Source organism: Asaia sp. Ae19-3 (assembly GCF_059801175.1).
The window spans coordinates 1622422-1640795 of sequence record NZ_JBCHWF010000001.1 but is presented as its reverse complement, the minus strand read 5'-3'; the positions used below and the strand labels follow the sequence as shown (position 1 = coordinate 1640795).

The following is an 18374-nucleotide window of genomic DNA, read 5'->3' as shown; positions in this document are numbered from 1 at the left end:
CCGGTTTCAGGCAATCTTCGTTGGCTGATTCGTCAGTGTCGGGCGTTTCATGGCCCTGACGGACATGATCGTCAGAAAGGCAGAGGCAAAAAGCCCGGCGATAGAGGCGGAGCCAAACCACACGAGCACGCCGGAAATCAGGTCGAGCTGGCAGCACAGGAAGGCAGCCAGAACGGGCAGGACAATCCGGCAGAGATGCAGGGGAAGGCGGGGCACAGGCGCGATGCCCTGCACCCGCAGGAATTTGGGTTGCAGCATCGCATGGGCGAAGAGGGCAACGGCCCAGAAGGATGTGGCGATGATGATGATGATCATAGGGCGACAAGCCTGCGATGGATGAAAAGCGCTGCAAGACCGAAGCAGAAAACCGTCAGATCGACAGATTTATAAACATCGAAACCGTTGAGAAAACCGTTTGCGCTGCGCGTCAGCAGATCGAGCGGGAAAAGCGTCAGCGCGAAAGCCGCAAAAACTGCGCATTGCTCGTTCCAGCCTCGTCTCGGTTTTGCACTGAAGCTGCGTAGGGCAGCATGAATGAGGGCCAGAGCCCAGACAATAAAGAAGGTCCGGATCTCTAAGGCGCCGCGAGCAGGCAGATCCGACCAGAAAAGACGATTGGCCCAGAGATAGGAAAGACAGGCAAGAGGCAGGCCCGTCGTTACGGCAATGGTCAGCGTCTCGGCCAGGCGGAACAAAAAGCTCCGCGCCTTTTTGGGGCGGTGTTTCATCAGGAACAGGATCAGGCCGCCTGACATCATGATGCTGCCGACAAGACCGGAAATGAAATAGAGCCAGCGCATGGGCAAGGATGCCCAGCGAATGAAATGCAGACCACGTAGCACGCCGCCGATGCGGTGAAGATTATCCGGTATCTGGACGACGGCGATCTGGCTACCGTCTTTCTCGGAAAAGGTCACGTGATCGCGTGACAGGGCGAAAGACGCGGAATCGGCTTTTGTCATCGATACCGTGCCCCGTTCGAACAGGATCAGACCGACTGTATCGGCTCCAAGAACGGCTTCGGCCTTGTGCAGCATCGGTGCGAGGGGCGCGAGGGCAGGAGCGTTCTGCCCGTTTCCGGGTGCCCGACCGCCCTGAGGGTGTGCCGGTCGCTCATGGCTCGGCCTGCCATGATGCCCCATGCCGAACATCGGAAAGAGGCGCGGGGCGTGAATGACGGCGCCGGTATAGGCCATCATTGCCATGAAGGGCAGAAACAGCAGGCCAGCCAGAATATGCGCATCCATCCAGGCGCGCGTTTTCGAGGCGAAGGGTCGGAACAGCAGGAGATCGGTCAGAATGCTGCGGAAATGGATGATGACCCCTGACACGACGGCCACGAGAAGGCCGATTGCAGCGATTTCGGTGAGCATGTTCCCCCAGAAGGGGCCGTAATAGAGGGAGTGGTGCAGGTCGAAAAAGAGCTGCCCGCCGCCGGTCTCACGCGTGAGAATGGGAAAGCCGTCCGCCGGATTATAGACTGTGCCGATAAAGGCATGGCCGTTGAAATACTGGACGCGCAGCATGGGGTCGCGTGGCGTCGGCAGGGTGATGAAGGCGTTCTGGCCCTGGCTGTGCAGGTCCTGCGCCAGTCTGCCGATCCGGTTGAGCGCGTCATCGCTCAGGGGGGACGGTTGATAGCGGGAGAGTTCCGGCTGCATCCAGTGGGTCAGTTCGGTATCGAACAGAGCCAGTGAGCCTCCGGTGAATACGACAACCAGAATAAGCCCGCCGATGAATCCTACCCACTCGTGAAGCCATCCCATGCGGATGCGAAGCGTGTCTCGCATCAGAAGAGCCATCCGAGACAGGGGGCAAGCAGGGCAAGGCTGGGCACGATATTACGCTTTCGGCGGGGCGGGATTGAGAAAAGCACGAGCAGCAGGGCGGGCATGAGGGCAAAGGCACACAGAAACCCGACATTCATGAAAGGCTCTCCGCCCATGCGGCGAAAGAGGGAGAGCACACCGATACCCGCAATATAGACGAACGCGATGCCCAGTATGAGCCGCAGGGTCCAGGCACGGATCAGCTTTCGGTCATGTTTTTTTTTGAGACTCTTTCGCATGTGGTTCCTGTGCAACAGGGCCTGCTTTTCCTGACGAAAGACCGTCGGAAGGGCCAAAGTTTAGTTGCGATCGTTTCTTAATCGCGTCTATTTGACCGCGTCATTTACCCCTTGTCAATGAGATCACCCTCTTGAACAGTTCGGCCCTGATTACCGTCAATCCTCTGCGTAAGCGCTCACAGCGCATCGCATTTTCTGCCTTTCTGATGATGTCTGCCGCTCTTGCCTGCGAGGCGCGCGCACAGGATCAGACGAATGTTCAAGCACAGGCACAACAAAAACAAGGTAAACCCGCCCAGAAACAGGCCGCCGCATCATCCGGGGGTAGAGAGCTTTCGTCGGATGAGCAGATCGAGGTGAAGGCACAGCGCCAGAACCGCATGGAAGTGAAGTCTGGCGGTAATCTCGGTGCACTGGGTAACAAGAAGGGGCTCGATGTGCCCTTCAACGTACGCAGCTATACCTCAGCCCTGATCCTGAACCAGCAGTCACAGACGCTGGGTGAAGTGCTGATGAACGACCCGACCGTGCGCACGACGCTGGGTTATGGCAATTTCTCGGAACAGTTTGTCATCCGTGGATTTCCCGTTTACGGCGATGATGTCGCGATTGACGGGCTGTATGGCATCACGCCGCGCCAGCTTGTCTCCCCCCAGCTTTATGAGCAGGTTCAGGTTCTCAACGGTGCCAGTGCCTTCCTGAACGGTGCGGCGCCTGGTGGCACGGCGCAGGGCGGCAACATCAATCTCGAATTCAAGCATGCGGGCGATACGCCTCTGACGCGTGTCACGGGCGACTATACGAGCTCGTCGATGGGCGGCGGTGCCGTCGATGTGGGGCGCCGTTTCGGTCAGGACAAGCAGTTCGGCGTGCGCATCAATGTGGCTGGTCGCAGCGGTGTTACGGCCATTGACCGTGAAAAGCGGCATCAGGTGGCCGTAGGTGGTGGTTTCGACTGGCATGATCGTGCCGACCGCACGCGGGTGACCATCGACATGGCCTATGAGAACCAGGGCGTGAATGGCGGTCGCGGTGGCGTGTTTCTGAGCGGCGTCACCTCGGTACCGAAGGTCCCGGGCGCAGGGACGAATTATGGTCAGCCCTGGACCTATACCGAGCTCAACTACATCTATGGCAAGCTCAAGGTCGAGCATGATTTCAGCAAATACCTGACCGCGTATGCGCAGTTCGGTGGTCTGGGTGGCAACGAAAAGGGCAATTACGGCAGCACCTACGTAACCAACAGCCAGACCGGCGCAGGCTATAACGGGGCGATGTATGTGCCCTATGTGCAGACCAACAAGAGCACACAGGCCGGGCTGCGCGCGCATTTCAACACTGGTGGCATCAAGCATGAAGTCAATGCTGGTGGTTCGGGCCTGTGGGAAGATACAGCGACTGCATACGCTTTCGCCCTCACCAATCAGGCCAATAATATCTATAATCCGATACGTCATGCCACGGCACAGCCTGAGACATGGATTGGCGGAAATATCGACAATCCCCAATTGAACAACCGGGTGCGGCTCTGGAGCCTTTTCTTCTCTGACACCGTCTCTGCTTTTCATGGCCGCGTGGCGCTGACGGCGGGCTTCCGCTATCAGGCAATCAAGACGGTTGCCTATAATTACGGTGCCAGCACGACGTCTTACGATCAGGGCGCGTTCACGCCGGTTGTCGGTCTTGTGGTGCATCCCACGCGACAGACCTCAATCTATTTCAACCGTATCGAAGGGCTGGCCCCCGGCCCGCAGGCCACCGGTCAGGTCGTCAATCTCGGTCAGATCTTCCCGCCCTATCAGACGGTACAGTACGAACTCGGGGCAAAATACGATATCGGCCGGTTCTCGACCGCTGTGTCGATTTTCCAGATCGATCAGCCCAATGCCTATACCTCTGCCATTGCAGGCACCAGCAACAGCATTTTCTCGGTCAACGGATTGCAGCGTAACCGGGGTATCGAATTCACCGTCAATGGCGAGATCATGAAGGGTCTGCGCTTCAATGGTGGCACGTCGATCATTGATGCCAGCCAGCGCCGCACATCGGGGGGGCTTTATGACGGCAATCGCTCCATCGGCGTGCCGGGCTATACGATCAACGGCAATCTTGAATATGATCTGCCGTTCATTCGTGGCGCGACGCTTACCGGGCGTGTGATCCAGACCGGTCACCAATATGCCGACAACCTCAACAAGCTGCGCGTACCGAACTGGACACGCTTCGATGTCGGGGCACGTTACAGCTTCGTGGTCGAGCACAAGGCCATCACGACCCGTCTTGGTGTCGATAACCTTGCCAATACGCGCTATTGGGAGAGTGCTTTCGGTGGCTATCTGCTTCAGGGCCTGCCGCGCACGTTCAAATTCTCTGTCACGGCCGATTTCTGAGCCACGGAAGACGAGAGGGGTGTTGATGCACTTCTCGTTTTTACTAAGGCGCTACAGGTCTTCCGTTTGTCGAAAAGCCAACCTTTAGGTTGGCTTTTTTGTTTTGTGCCGCCTTGTGCCCCTCCTTCCCGGGCGGGGAGGGGGCAGGGCGGGCTAGAGAAATCGGGTGCCTCGCGGTCATGGACAAAGCGGCCTAGGGGGGGGGCCTTTTGAGGCAGGATAGCAGAAACCCTGGGGGCACGATTTGACCTGCGCTGGTGGCTCACTCTGGCGATTGCAGTGCGCACTCTTCCCGCAAACATGGCAGGCAAATAACAGCACCCATACAGGCCATAAGGCGCGGGATGATCAGGGAAGGGACAATTTCCTTCCGTGATCCGTGCCGATCAGTCGGAGATGAGGCATGAAAAAGGCCAGTCCGTCTCGGAGCCGGCCTTTCCTGTCTCTATCAAGCGAAGGCGCTTAGTGCCCTTCGGTCATCGGCTTCATGCCGAGATTGGCCAGAAGCTTGCGGTCGCGGTGCTCTGCAGGGTTGGGGGTGGTCAGCAGCTTGTCACCACAGAAGATCGAATTGGCGCCGGCGAGAAACACCAGAGCATGGGCTTCGTCGCTCATCAGTTCGCGTCCTGCCGCCAGACGCACATGGCTGGCGGGCATGGTGATACGCGCAGCTGCCACGATGCGGGCGAATGTGATGGGATCGACAGCCTCGGCTTCGGCGAGTGGCGTGCCCTCGACGCGTACGAGCAGGTTGATGGGCACGCTCTCAGGATGCTGGGGCAGGGAAGCCAGTGTGGCGATCAGGCCAGCGCGGTCGCTCTCATCCTCACCCATACCGACGATGCCGCCACAGCAGACATTGATGCCAGCTTCGCGCACATTCGAGAGCGTGTCGAGACGATCCTGATAGGTGCGGGTTGTGATGATCTTGTCGTAATACTCGGGCGAGGTGTCGAGGTTATGGTTGTAATAATCGAGACCGGCCTCCTTCAGGCGGCGTGACTGGTCGCCATCGAGCATGCCGAGCGTGACGCAGGTCTCGAGACCAAGCGATTTCACGCCTTCGATCATGGCGCAGACCGTATCGAGGTCACGTTCCTTGGGCGAGCGCCATGCAGCGCCCATGCAGAAGCGACCGGCACCCGCAGCCTTGGCGGCGCGTGCTTCCGTCAGCACCTTTTCCACGGCCATCAGACGCTCGGCCTTCACGCTCTTTTCGTGCAGGGCGCTTTGCGGGCAATAGGCGCAGTCTTCAGGGCAGCCGCCCGTCTTGATTGAAAGCAGGGTCGAGATCTGCACGCGCGTCGGGTCGAAATAGGCGCGATGCGCCATTTGGGCGCGAAAGATCAGCTCCGGAAAAGGCAGGTCGATCAGGGCCGCCACTTCGTCGCGTGTCCAGTCATGCCTGATCTCGGGTTTCCAGCTTGCCTGGGTGCGGATTTCGCGGGGAAGGACCGGATCACGGGTCAGCGTATCGAGGGACATGCGGGGCATGGCTCCAAAATATTTGAAAATGAAAAAGCTCCGGCAGCGATGCCACAGCAAGGGGGCGCTTGTCACCCATCTGCGCGAGATGTCTACCCAAAATGGCGCATTCATGTCATCACTGCGTCATGAAACATTGGCGCATCGATCAGATGGATTGGGATGCTTTCGATGCATCCCGCGTGGACCCGGACATCATTCCGGTCATCAAGGCGGCGGCTGTGGTCGAGCGGAACGGGCTCGATTATGCGGTCTATCTCGGCAACGTCTTCGTGGGCGACCCGGATTTCCGTCAGGCAGCGGATAACTGGGCGGTCGAAGAGGTGCAGCACGGCGATGCGCTTGGCAAATGGGCCATGCTCGCTGACCCGAGCTGGGACTACATGAAGGCGTTCGAACGCTATCGCGGCACGTATCATATCGAGCAGGATGTCGATGCCTCGATCCGTGGGTCGCGCACGGGCGAGCTGATCGCGCGCTGCATGGTTGAGACAGGGACATCGTCTTTCTATACCGCCATGGCCGATGCAACAGATGAGCCGGTTCTCAAGGCGATCTGCAAGCAGATCGCTGCCGATGAATACCGGCATTTCAAGCTCTTCTACGACCACATGCATCGCTATCTGAAGCGCGAGAAGCTGAGCGTATGGCAGCGCACGAAGATCGCGCTTGGTCGTGTGACCGAGAGTGAGGATGACGAGCTGGCGACGGCTTATTACACCACCAATATGTCAGCCAACACGCCCTATGATCACAAGAAGTGCATTGCCGCCTATATGGCGCGGGCAATGGGGTGCTATCAGCTCAAGCATATCAACCGCGTGACCAGCATGATCTTCAAGACCATCGGCTTTACGCCGCATTCGAAGGTTCAGGTGCTGGTTGCCAAGGCGATGTATCAGCTGATCCAGTTCAAGGCGAAGCGTTTCAGGCGGTCTCTGGCCGCTTCATAACGAAAGCGTTTTCTGTCCTACGACAAATTAAGCCCTCTCACGGTGCGTTCCTGCTCTAAGATGGATCAGAACCAACACCGTGGAGCGTTATAGCTGTGCTGTCTCATCTTTCACGCCTTACCCTTATGGGGGCGATCATTTCCGGTGGCGTGCTGACGCTTGCAGCAACGCCTGTCATGGCAGATCCATATTCCCTGCCGATCGCCTCATCGGGGCCGGTCGCCCTGCCTCCCGTCGCCGATGGCGGCACAATGGCCGCACGCGGCCTCGCCGCGCAGGTCGGTCTGCCGCAGTTTACCTCGCCAAGCTGGCGCCCCGGTCTGGTGCGCCATATCGTGATGTTCCGCTATAAATCGAGCGCGACGGCCGCCATGCGTGCCGAGGTGACATCGCGTTTTCTGAGGCTCGTGCAGGACTCACGTCGCCCCGATGGCACGCATCCGGTCAAGTCGATCGAGATGGGCGTGCAGAACAGCGGCGAGGGGGTCGATGCCGGTCTGCAGCAGGCCTTTATTGTGACCTTTGCCTCCGAGGGTGATCGCAACTTCTATGTCGGCAAACCCGTGATCATGGATCCGGCCTGGTTCGATCCGGCGCATGAGGCGTTCAAGACATTTGCAGCCCCGGCTCTCGAGAAGGTTGTGGTGTTCGATTTCGATGTTCTGGCCACGGCCAGTCTCGAGCCGAGCGGGCACAAGGGTACGTCTCACAAGGCTGGCAGCCAGACTCGCCGTTGAACAAAAACTGTCATAACGTTGCATAATGTGTCCCGCCTTACGGGAAGGCGGGACCTGAAGCTTATTTGTGGAAAAGGCTGCCTAGTGACCAGAAAAATGAAACGCGCTTCCTCGCTCTGGCTCGGTGCTGTCAGCGTTCTTGCTCTGACCGTGCAGTCTGCTTCGGCTCAGACCTCTGCTCCGAAAGCGAAGGCCGATGACGCCAGCGTCAAGCCCTATGATCCGAGCTGGGGCTTCAACATGGCTGGCATGGACAAGGCGGTACGACCGGGCGATAATTTCTTTCAGTATGCCAATGGCACGTATCTGAAGAACATCGTCATTCCGGCAGATCGCGCCTCTTTCGGTCCGTTTATCATTCTTGCCGAGACGGCACGTGAGCGCGTGCAGAAGATCCTGAGCGAGGCAGGCAAGCATCCTGCCGCTGATCCGAAAACAACCGAGGAAAAGCTCGGCGCATTCTATGCGACTTTTCTTGATACGGCTCAGGCAGACAAGCTGGGTGCGACCCCGCTCAAGGCTGATCTCGACACCGTGCGGGGCGTGAAAGACGCTGCATCGCTGGCACATCTGTTCGGCCAGGCAGCATTCGGCTTTCAGTACGCTCCTTTTTCTCTGATCATCAACGCGGATGACAATAATCCCGGCGAATATGCGCTGCTCCTGCATCAGGGCAAGCTCGGTCTTCCGGATCGCGATTACTACCTCAAGCCCGATTTCGCAGCCAAGAAGAAGGCGTATCAGGCCTATATCGCCAAGACCCTGACCATGATCGACTGGGCGGGTGCCGAGCAGGAAGCCGCAAAGATCGTGGCGCTCGAGACCGAACTCGCGAAGGTTGAGTGGTCGCGCACGGAAATGCGTGACCCCGTGAAGGTCTACAACCCGATGACCGTGGCTGAGCTGGCCAAAAAAGCACCGGGTATCGATTGGGCCGGGTTCCTGACATCAGCCGGTATCCCTGCGTCGAACCTCGAAAACCGCCGCATTATTGTGGGTGAGCCGACAGCGCTTGCGGGAATGGCCAAGGTGCTGTCGACCGCAGATTACGGGACGATCCGCTCCTGGCTTGCCTTCCATCTTGCCAGCGATGCCTCTTCGTATCTGAGCCAGGGCTTTGTGCAGGCGGCCTTCGATTTCTACGATCATGAGCTCGAGGGTTCCCCGCAGCTTCCCGTTCGCTGGAAGCAGGCCGTCAGCCATACGGAAGACGCGATGGGCTGGGCGATCGGCAAGATCTATGTCGAGCGTTATTTCCCGCCCGCAGCCAAGGCACGCATCACGGGGCTCACGCAGGACGTCAAGGCAGCGTTTGCCAATCGTCTGGCCCATAATGCTTGGATGGCGCCTGCCACCCGAGAGGCAGCAGGTCGCAAGCTGCAGAATTTCGAGATCCAGGTTGGCTACCCCAACAAATGGCGCGACTATGCAGGGCTGACGATCAAGCCGGGTGACCTCTATGGCAACGGCGCGCGCGCCATCGCCTTTGAGTGGCAGTACAACCTTGGCCATCTCGACACGAAGGTCGACCGCAACGAGTGGTTCATGACCCCGCAGACGGTCAATGCGTATAATGATCCCAACCAGGTTGAGATCGTCTTCCCGGCAGCTATTCTGCAGCCGCCCTTCTTTGATCCGAATGGTGATTCTGCAGTCAATTACGGCGCAATCGGCGGGGTGATCGGTCATGAAATGACCCATTCCTTCGACGATGAGGGGCGTCAGTATGACGAGCATGGCCGTCTGCACCAGTGGTGGACGCCAGATGACGTCAAGCGTTTCCAGGCGCTCGCCGATCGTTACGGCAAGCAGTATGATGCGTTTGAGGTGCTGCCCGGCGTGCATCTCAATGGCAAGCTGACGATGGGCGAAAACATCGCCGATCTCGGTGGTCTGACGCTTGCACTCGACGCCTATCATGCCTCGCTGCATGGCAAGCCCGCCCCTGTCGTGCATGGTCTGACCGGCGATCAGCGCGTGTTCCTGGGCTGGGCTCAGGTCTGGCGTCAGAAGCTGCGTGAGGATTCCATTCGCAATCGCGCCGTGACAGACCCGCATTCGGCACCGGAAGCCCGCGTCAATTTGCCGATGCATAACATCGATGCGTGGTATGCGGCCTTTGGTGTCAAGCCGGGTGACAAACTCTACCTCGCCCCGCAGGATCGCGTTAAAATATGGTGATTTTTTCGCGTTGTTCGTTAAATATCCCTGATGCCGTTTTTTGGTCTGCGTCGCCATGACGCAGCCGCGAACGGCCCGAAAGGTGCAATAAACTTCATGTACGTTCAAGGAACGGCGAGGGAACAGTCTCCGACAGAAGAGACGACCGATCCGTTCACCTTCTGCAAGCCTGGCGCCTCATGAGGCGCCAGCACGATCTCCACGACCTTTTGACGGTCGCGGCCGCTCTGGTGCGGGCCCCTGCCGCCTATGTGACTCTCCCCGATCGCGGTCGGCAGAGTGTGGCGGCCAGTTATGGCCCGCTCCCTACACGTCTTTCAGTGCCGCTAAAGGCACCGCAGCAGCCCCTGGTTCAGGAATTGCTGCCACCGCTGAACGAGCTGGCGCAGGCCCCCTGGCGTTACGTGTTTCAGATACGCGTCCCTGTTCCGCTCGTCCGGGAGCAGGAAGCAGGGACGCTCTGTTTCCTGACACATGGGTTTCTGGACCCTGATTCCATCTCGTTCCGGAAAGGAATGGACGCCCTGAAGCGACAGATTGCGCTCGTTCTGTCCAGATCGGATGATGACAGCCCGGAACAAAGCCCTGTTACGGCGCCAGCCCCAAGGGAAGGGCGCGCGCGGCGGGGCGAAATGCCGTCGGTCCTACCCTCGATTGAGGATCTTCCCGGGATCGGCACGTTCGAGATCAGGTTCGGAAGCAATCTCATTTCGCTTTCTGCCGAGTTGATGCGCCTGACCGGTGTGCCGACCGGCACGCAATGCCCGATAGAAGTGTTCCAGAACTGCATGCCGGTGCCGGATACCGATCTGCTGCATTTTGCAGAGGGTATCAGCGACGAGATCCAGTTTCCCGAGACGGATTTTGCAATCGAAAACCTGACAGACCAGACCAGAAGCTGGGTAAGGCGCAGGGCAGAGATCGAGGCTGATGAAAGGGGAACACCCTGGCGCCTCATCGGTACGCTTGAGGATATCACGCGAGACAGGGTGGCCACCAATCGGCTTTCGGCAATGGTCATTCTTGGTGATGCCTTGCGCAAGGTGGACACGCCCGCGGAAGCCTATCACGCGGCGGCTTCAGCGTTGGCTGATGCGCTCGGTGCCGATCGGGCGGGCTGGGCCCTGTTCGAGGCCAGTGACGAGACCCATTTTCGCATCGTGCAGGACTGGCACAGCGCCGGTTTGCCAAGCACGGCAGGGACTTACGACCGGTCCGATTACAGCGTTGCCCTCAATATGCTCGAGCAGGGTGTGTTGTTCTCGGTGCGCGATGCACATGAGAATGTCTGGCTGCCTTGCCTTGTCCCCGAGCATGGCAACAAAGACCAGATCAGGTCGCAGCTTCTGATGCCGGTTCTGAGCCAGGGGCATCTGACGCATTGTCTCTATATCCAGTGCTGCACGCCGCGCGACTGGACCGATCAGGAGCTTGCCTTTCTGAGGGCCGTCTCTGACCGTGCCCAGGTGGCAGCGGCGTCTCTTGAAGCACGCGCCCACCAGCAGACAATGCATCAGGAGCTTGCCCACCGTCTCAAGAACACGCTGGCTCTGGTTCAGGCTCTGGCCAATCAGAGTCTGCGCGGGGTCGATAATCGCGATGCGGTAAAGGCCTTTGAAAAGCGCCTCGTGGCCCTGGGGTCGGCGCATGACCTGCTGATGCGTCAGGCATGGCGCAGCGGTGATCTTGAAACGCTTGCTCGTGAGGTGCTGGCCCGCATCGCGCCGATTGAACGCTTTCATCTGGCGGGCCCCCCGGTCTCGCTCGGGCCCAATACAGCGACCACGCTTGGTCTGATGCTGCATGAGCTCGGGACCAACGCAGCCAAATACGGGGCACTCAGCGCCGAGGCGGGGCGGGTGAGCCTCGTCTGGTCGGTCGTGAACGAAGAGGCGCGTCGAAACCTCTCCCTGCATTGGCGGGAGGAAGGGGGACCACCTGTTGCGGCCCCTCAATCGAAAGGGTTCGGGTCGAGGCTGCTTCAGGCCGGGTTCGGTCATCAGGGCTCGGCAGCCGTAGCCTATCCCGAGACGGGGTGCGATGCGCTCTTTACCCTTCCGTTGCGTCAGGCGCAGAGCAATTGAGGGAGATGAGGGCAGGGGATGAAAATGTTGATGGCCGGAAGAGGCTCCAAAAGCGTCAAACCCGGACTATCCTCTTGCCATTCCTGCCCTGAAGTGATCGAACACAGGCAATTCGCCTGATATTCGTTTGCTGAAGGATGCGCCATGACCACGATCTCTCTGGGCTATCTGCGTAATGCCCTGCACGCTGGCTGTGCGAGCGCGGTCGCACGCGTTCTCGATGCCCATGAGGCCGAGGTCGAGTTCGTCGATGCCGATCCGGGGGAGCTGCCTGGTCTGCTTGATGAAGGCGCGATCGATCTGCTTGTTTCGGCCTGGCTGCCGCGTGATGCAGATCTGGTCCAGCATGGCATGCGCGTTCTGGGCACAATCTATCGCCCCTATTATTGCTGGGGCAGCTATGAGGCTGTGTCGTCAGCGGCCGAGCTGTCTGGCGACACGCTGGAAGCCCTGTTCGTTGCCCGCTCTGATGCGGAGAAATTGCAGCAGGTTCTGGCTCAGACGCCCAACCTGTCGGGTCTGACGCCGACAATTTGTGAAGATGAGGTCCTTTTCGGCACGGTGCAGGGCGCGCGCGAAGCTGGCAGGAAATTTGTCGTGTTCCTGGCGCAACCCCATGCGCTTTTTCACGACGAGGCATTCCAGCCGGTGAGCGATCCGCGTTTTTCGGAAGAGATGGAAGCGGCGCTGCTTGTGCGTGAGTCTGTCGCTGCCTGTGCCGATCAGGATATGCTCGATGAATTGTCCGAGATGACGTTGGGCAACAAGGTGATGAGCGCTCTCGAATATGCCATTCAGGTCGATAATATGGACCCTGAAGAGGCAGCCGAGGCATGGCAGCGCGGGCGTCTGGTGGCGCGATAAGGCTTTTTTGCCGCCTTGTCGCTTTTCTGCGGCAAGGCGGCATATGGGGCACTCTTCGCGCTTGGCGGGTGGAGGCAATGCACGGTGGTTTTCTGTCCCATGCCCTGAACAGAGTTGCAGGTTTGAACGGAAAAGAGATCGTCCGGCACTTTTATTCTTGTAAATACGATCTGTGGGCGATGATGTTTTCATAAATCGTTAATCTATATTATAGACATGAATTCGCTATTTTTTGCAGGCAGCGCATGTCTTCTTATCCAGAAGCGTCAGATCTTTACGAAAAATTCAGGCATTGCAGCGATGAGGCCTGGCTGCAGATACTGGTCGCTTCACTCCAGCTTCCCGAAATCGAGGGCGTGAGAATGCCCGATTTTCCCGCTCCGTCGCTTCAAAGTGAAATTCACGGACATTCGGGCGAGGTGTCGCTTCACGAGGCCTCCATGTTCTTTCGGGAGATCAAGGCTTATTGCCGCTATGTCGGCAGACCGCTCTCTGCGGAAACGAGAGTGCTCGATTTCGGCTGTGGCTGGGGGCGTATCCTGCGTCTCTTCATGAAGGACATCCGCCCGGAAAATCTTTTCGGAATCGATTCGACATCGCGGTTTCTGATGGAGGCGCGTCGTTGCAACCCGGCGCTGTGTTTCCTTGATACCAGACTGGCACCGCCGACCCTGATTGGTGCGGGCACCTTCGATATCATTGTCTCGTTTTCGGTATTCTCCCATCTGGATGAATTCATCGCTGGGTTATGGATCAACGAGTTTCACCGTCTTCTGCGTCCGGGCGGGCTTGCGGTCATCACGACCCAGAGCAGGCGGTTTATCGCTTTTTGTGCCGAACAGCGTTTGCGCCGTGCCTCCGGGATAAGGCTTGAGCATGGATGGCATGAGGCCTGCGCCGACAGTTTCACGGATGAAGCGCGTGCCAATGCCCGCTATGATGCCGGGCGCTTCCTGCATGCCTCGTCTGTCAGGCGTCCGCATCCGGGGGCGCATTATGGCGAGGCAATCATCCCGCGCGCGTATATTGTCCAGAAATGGGGGCAGCTGTTCAGGGTGATCGAGTTTCTGGACGATCCGACCCGTGTGCCCCAGGTCTTCATTGTGTTGCAGAAGGTCGCGTGATGAAAAACAGAGTTCTGCTGGCAGCGGTCATCGCTTTCGTTTCCGCCGTCGGATTGGCAAGGGCACAGGCGCAGCCGCCAAACCATGCCTCTGACGAGACCATTGAGGTTACCGGTCAGCCCTTTGTGGTTCTCTCGAAACGCTATCAGCGGCTTGAGCGTGTTTTCCGGCGCTTTGATTCCTATCCTGCTGCCGACAGAAGCGGTCTCACCTTGCATCTCAAGGCGACGATCCAGCCGGGGGATCGTCCCGGCTATGGCTCAGGTCTGATGCTGCGCAATGGCGATGAAATGATCAGGCTGATTCCCGAGCCCGGAAACGAGATCGTCTTCCCACGTGACGCAGGATTATGGGACACAAATCCCCCGCTTTACGCAAGGCTGCGCCCGGGAGAGACGGTGAGCGTGGGGTTTTTCTTTACCGTCACGCCTGCAGATCCCACGCGCTTTACTCAGGGCGAGGCGAAGCACTGGCTGAACCAGCTTGACCGATGCATCGAAGATGAAGGCGGTTTTCTGATAGCCCTGCTTTTGCCTGACACGCACAAGCTGACCGTCGAGATTGCCCCGAACAGCCGGTTCGAGGTGGTCGAGAACGGCACGATGCACCCGCTGGTCGTCAATCAGGGGGGCACGCCCTATCGCTTTGTTTTCCGGCCGCAGGATTATCCACGTGATGCGGTTTTTCAGGCGAGCAAGCCCTTGGCCCGCATCGTCCTCGATCTGCCTTTTCCGCTGCATGGTGCCCTTGAGCGAAAGTAACAATTTGACAGCGATGCATGGCCTCCGCCATCACCCACCCGGAATTGCTCAAAGCTTAGGGTGAGAAAGAACTGATGTCAGTGCATGCATTCGTGTTTCCGGGCCAGGGCAGCCAGTCTGTCGGAATGGGGCAGGGGCTTTACGAAGCGTTCCCTGCTGCGCGCGAAGTATTTCAGGAAGTCGATGATGCGCTCGATGAGCATCTGTCGAAGCTCATTTTCACGGGTGATGCCGGCGAGCTGACGCGCACCGAAAACGCGCAGCCCGCCTTGATGGCCGTCTCGCTTGCGACGGTGCGTGTGCTCGAAACCGAAGGCGGTTTTGCCCTTTCTGACAAGGCTACGGTTGTGGCTGGTCACTCGCTTGGCGAGTATTCCGCTCTGGCGGCTTCGGGCGCGCTGGGCATTGCCCAGACGGCACGCCTGCTGCGTCTGCGCGGTCTGGCTATGCAGGAGGCCGTTCCCGCAGGCGAGGGCGGCATGGCGGCCCTGCTCGGTGTCGAGACTGAACTGGCCCATGAAATCTGCCGTGAAGCCGCGCGTCTCGAAAGCGAGGGTGGCGATCTCGTTCATGAGACGCTTGAACTCGCCAATGACAATGGCGGCGGGCAGATTGTAATCTCGGGTCGTCTCGCAGCCGTTGAGCGTGCCATTGCGCTCGCCAAGACCAAGGGTGTGAAGCGCGCTGTGCTGCTGCCCGTCTCTGCGCCTTTTCATTCGTCGCTGATGGCATCGGCAGCCGAGAGGATGGCAGAGGCTCTGGAACGCGCCGAGATCAAGGTGCCGGCTATCCCCGTCATCACAAACGTCACGGCAGGCAAGAATACGGACGCAACCCGCATTGCCGATCTGCTGGTGCAGCAGGTGACCGGTTCGGTGCGCTGGCGCGAGAGCGTACTGGCGATGGCGGCCATGGGTGTGACATCACAGATCGAACTGGGTGCGGGCAAGGTGCTGACAGGCCTGGTGCGTCGCATCGTGCCTGACATGACGGCGCGCAACGCGGGTACCCCGGAAGAAATCGAGGCGCTGCTTCGCGACCTCTGAAAACCTGGAGAAAACGACAATGTTCAATCTGCAAGGCAAGACGGCGCTCGTGACGGGCGCTTCGGGCGGTCTGGGCGCTGCCATCGCACGCGCCCTTCATGCCCAGGGTGCCGAGCTCGTGCTTTCCGGCACGCGTGAACCGGCTCTGGCTGAAGTGGCGGCGAGCCTTGGCGAGCGCGTGCATGTCTGCGCCGCCAATCTCTCAAGCGGTGAGGAAGCCGATGCGCTCGTGGGCAAGGCTGAGGCCCTGCTTGGCAAGCCGCTCGATATTCTCGTCAATAATGCCGGGCTCACGCGCGATGGCCTCATCATTCGCATGAAGGATGAAGACTGGTCACAGGTCATGACGGTTGATCTGGAATCGCCCTTCCGTCTGTGTCGTGCCGCTCTCAAGGGCATGCTGCGTCGTCGCGGCGGCCGCATCATCAATATCGCCTCGATTGTCGGTGTGACGGGCAATGGCGGGCAGGCCAATTATTCCGCAGCCAAAGCCGGCATGATCGGTATGACCAAGTCGCTGGCTCAGGAAGTCGGCTCGCGCGGCGTCACGGTCAACGTGATCGCGCCTGGCTTTGTCGAGACTGCCATGACAGCCGTGCTGCCGGATGCGCAGCGTGACAAGCTGCTGGGTTCCATCCCGCTCGGTCGCATGGGCAAGCCCGAGGATATTGCTGCAGCCGTCGTCTATCTCGCCTCTGAAGAGGCAGGCTGGGTGACCGGCATGACCATGAACGTCAATGGCGGGATGGCCATGCCCTGAGGGCAAAAGCGCCTTCGACACGCAAAGCTTGGCGTGGGAGGGTAAACCATGCTAAGCGCCCGCTGCTTCGTCCGAAGCGTGGGCGTCCAGGCCCGCCGGGGTCCGAACTTCGGTCCGCGATTCAGGGTACTGGCAGTATAGGCCGTCTCTGAAGTAAAGACGGGGACCGACTGGGCGACCAGACGGATGGTAAAACAGATTCGAACCGCCCGAATAAGGGCACACAGGAAGCCAGAACAGATGAGCGAAATCGCCGATAAGGTTAAGAAAATCGTTGTTGAGCATCTCGGCGTTGAAGAGAGCAAGGTAACCCCTGACGCTTCCTTCATCGACGATCTCGGCGCCGACAGCCTCGACACGGTCGAGCTGGTCATGGCTTTCGAAGAAGCCTTCAGCGTCGAAATTCCTGAAGATGCAGCCGAGAAGATCGCGACCGTCAAGGACGCCATCGACTACATCGAAAAGCAGAAGGCCGCCTGATCCGGCTGCATTGGGCCATTCGGCCTGATGCATTGATCTTTCTCCGGCTCCCGTTTCAGTGGAGCCGGAGCATACGACGAGATTTACAGCCGCTCCCTCATGGCAGCCCGCCGGGAGCTGGCCTTTATGACTGGAGCTTCGTCCGCCCATGATGGCAAACCTATCGGCAATGAAAGAAAGACGCGTCGTCGTCACCGGTATGGGGCTTGTCACGCCACTGGCGGTGGGCGTGGACCAGACCTGGCAGCGTCTGATTGCCGGACAGACCGGCATTGGCCGCATCACCTGCTTCGACCCGAGCGATCTTCCTGCCCATGTGGCGGGTGAGGTGCCTGAAGGCCCGACAGCAGAAGGCGGCCTGACGCTCTCGGACTGGGTTCCGACGAAGGACCAGAAGAAGATGGATCGTTTCATCCATCTCGGCATGGCGGCTGCCATTCAGGCCGTCGAGGATTCAGGCTGGAAGCCGGAATCCGAGGAAGACCGTTGCGCGACCGGCGTGATGATCGGCTCGGGCATTGGTGGTCTTCAGACCATCTATGATGCCTCTCTGACAGTCGCGAGCGGCAAGGCCCGTCGCCTGTCGCCCTTCTTCATTCCCTCCGCCCTGATCAACCTGATTTCGGGCCATGTGTCGATTCGCTATGGCTTCAAGGGGCCGAACCACTCGGCCGTGACCGCCTGTGCGACAGGTGTGCATGCCATTGGCGATGCCACGCGTCTCATCATGCTGGGCGATGCCGATGTGATGATTGCAGGTGGAGCCGAGGCCGCTGTCTGCCCGCTGGGCATTGCAGGGTTCTCCTCCGCTCGTGCGCTCTCCACCGGCTTCAATGATACTCCCGAAAAAGCGTCGCGCCCCTGGGATCGCGACCGTGACGGCTTCGTCATGGGCGAAGGCTCGGGTATTGTCGTGCTTGAGGAATACGAGCACGCTAAGGCACGTGGTGCGAAGATCTATGGCGAGATCATCGGTTATGGGCTCTCGGGCGATGCGCATCACATCACGGCCCCTGCAGAGGGTCATGAAGGGGCGTTCCGCGCCATGAAGGCCGCCCTGCGCTCGGCGGGCATCACCCCGGCCGATATCGATTACGTCAACGCGCATGGCACCTCGACCATGGCCGATGACCTCGAGCTTGATGCGGTTGAGCGTTTCTTCGGTGATGACGCCAAGCGTGTCGCCATGTCTTCAACCAAGTCTGCCACGGGCCATCTGCTCGGCGCAGCGGGTTCGGTCGAAGCCATGTTCTCGATGCTGGCGATCCGTGACAATGTCGCTCCGCCGACGCTCAATCTCGACAATCCCGCACGTGAGAGCGTGATTGATCGCGTGGCGCATGAAGCCCAGCAGCGCAAGATCAACATTGCGCTTTCCAACAGCTTCGGCTTTGGCGGCACCAATGCCAGCCTGATCGTCAAGGGCGTCTGATCCACGCCC

16 protein-coding genes are annotated in these 18374 nt (G+C 59.2%); 12 read left to right on the top strand and 4 right to left on the bottom strand.

Going from position 1 to position 18374, the window contains the following annotated elements:
• Positions 1–6 precede the first annotated feature (6 nt).
• Genes AAID99_RS07075 through AAID99_RS07065 form a run of 3 tightly spaced genes read right to left on the bottom strand, consistent with a single transcriptional unit; the run spans position 7 to position 2068 of the window.
• Positions 7–315 carry a hypothetical protein gene (locus tag AAID99_RS07075; RefSeq protein WP_188425904.1) on the bottom strand — a complete coding sequence of 103 codons (309 nt, stop codon included), beginning with the start codon at positions 313–315 and terminating at the stop codon, positions 7–9.
• A complete protein-coding gene (locus AAID99_RS07070; protein ID WP_498493516.1) occupies positions 312–1790 on the bottom strand; it encodes a PepSY-associated TM helix domain-containing protein in 1479 nt (492 codons plus the stop codon). Before AAID99_RS07070 ends, AAID99_RS07075 begins: the two co-directional genes overlap by 4 nt.
• A complete protein-coding gene (locus tag AAID99_RS07065; protein WP_498493515.1) occupies positions 1790–2068 on the bottom strand; it encodes a hypothetical protein in 279 nt (92 codons plus the stop codon). Before AAID99_RS07065 ends, AAID99_RS07070 begins: the two co-directional genes overlap by 1 nt.
• Positions 2069–2199: 131 nt before the next feature.
• Here AAID99_RS07065 and AAID99_RS07060 point away from each other — a divergent pair, with 131 nt between their 5' ends.
• Positions 2200–4458 (top strand): TonB-dependent receptor, encoded by a 2259-nt coding sequence (locus AAID99_RS07060; protein ID WP_498493514.1) that lies wholly within the window; start codon positions 2200–2202, stop codon positions 4456–4458.
• Positions 4459–4920: 462 nt separating this feature from the next.
• On the opposite strand, the gene bioB is transcribed toward AAID99_RS07060, so the two are convergent.
• On the bottom strand, positions 4921–5952 hold the full coding sequence (gene bioB, locus AAID99_RS07055; protein ID WP_229719699.1) for a biotin synthase BioB: 1032 nt from the start codon (positions 5950–5952) through the stop codon (positions 4921–4923).
• 119 nt (positions 5953–6071) lie between these two features.
• Between bioB and AAID99_RS07050 the strand changes: the two genes are divergently transcribed.
• The 11 genes from AAID99_RS07050 (at position 6072) to fabF (ending at position 18365) form a co-directional block, all read left to right on the top strand.
• The gene (locus AAID99_RS07050) at positions 6072–6896 is read left to right on the top strand and encodes an acyl-ACP desaturase (protein ID WP_188426264.1); all 825 of its coding nucleotides are present in this window, start codon (positions 6072–6074) and stop codon (positions 6894–6896) included.
• 95 nt (positions 6897–6991) lie between these two features.
• Complete coding sequence (locus AAID99_RS07045) at positions 6992–7633, top strand: Dabb family protein (protein WP_498493513.1); 642 nt, start codon at positions 6992–6994, stop codon at positions 7631–7633.
• Between the two features lie 96 nt (positions 7634–7729).
• Entirely contained in the window at positions 7730–9814 is a 2085-nt protein-coding gene (locus AAID99_RS07040; protein ID WP_498493512.1) for a M13 family metallopeptidase, read from the top strand.
• Between the two features lie 179 nt (positions 9815–9993).
• On the top strand, positions 9994–11898 hold the full coding sequence (locus AAID99_RS07035; protein WP_498493511.1) for a sensor histidine kinase: 1905 nt from the start codon (positions 9994–9996) through the stop codon (positions 11896–11898).
• Between the two features lie 144 nt (positions 11899–12042).
• Complete coding sequence (locus tag AAID99_RS07030; RefSeq protein ID WP_498493509.1) at positions 12043–12762, top strand: glycine betaine ABC transporter substrate-binding protein; 720 nt, start codon at positions 12043–12045, stop codon at positions 12760–12762.
• Between the two features lie 245 nt (positions 12763–13007).
• Positions 13008–13886: a class I SAM-dependent methyltransferase gene (locus AAID99_RS07025; protein WP_498493508.1), complete on the top strand. Its 879-nt coding sequence runs from the start codon at positions 13008–13010 to the stop codon at positions 13884–13886.
• Positions 13883–14647 carry a hypothetical protein gene (locus AAID99_RS07020; RefSeq protein ID WP_498493507.1) on the top strand — a complete coding sequence of 255 codons (765 nt, stop codon included), beginning with the start codon at positions 13883–13885 and terminating at the stop codon, positions 14645–14647. The genes AAID99_RS07025 and AAID99_RS07020 overlap by 4 nt, the downstream gene beginning before the upstream one ends.
• A gap of 74 nt (positions 14648–14721) precedes the next feature.
• Positions 14722–15693 (top strand): ACP S-malonyltransferase, encoded by a 972-nt coding sequence (gene fabD / locus AAID99_RS07015; RefSeq protein WP_188425895.1) that lies wholly within the window; start codon positions 14722–14724, stop codon positions 15691–15693.
• A 19-nt stretch (positions 15694–15712) separates the two neighbouring features.
• A complete protein-coding gene (fabG, locus tag AAID99_RS07010; RefSeq protein ID WP_188425894.1) occupies positions 15713–16453 on the top strand; it encodes a 3-oxoacyl-[acyl-carrier-protein] reductase in 741 nt (246 codons plus the stop codon).
• Between the two features lie 240 nt (positions 16454–16693).
• Positions 16694–16933, top strand: a complete 240-nt coding sequence (locus AAID99_RS07005) for an acyl carrier protein (protein ID WP_023978090.1) — start codon at positions 16694–16696, stop codon at positions 16931–16933.
• A 169-nt stretch (positions 16934–17102) separates the two neighbouring features.
• Positions 17103–18365 carry a beta-ketoacyl-ACP synthase II gene (gene fabF, locus AAID99_RS07000; protein ID WP_371869840.1) on the top strand — a complete coding sequence of 421 codons (1263 nt, stop codon included), beginning with the start codon at positions 17103–17105 and terminating at the stop codon, positions 18363–18365.
• Positions 18366–18374: the final 9 nt, after the last annotated feature.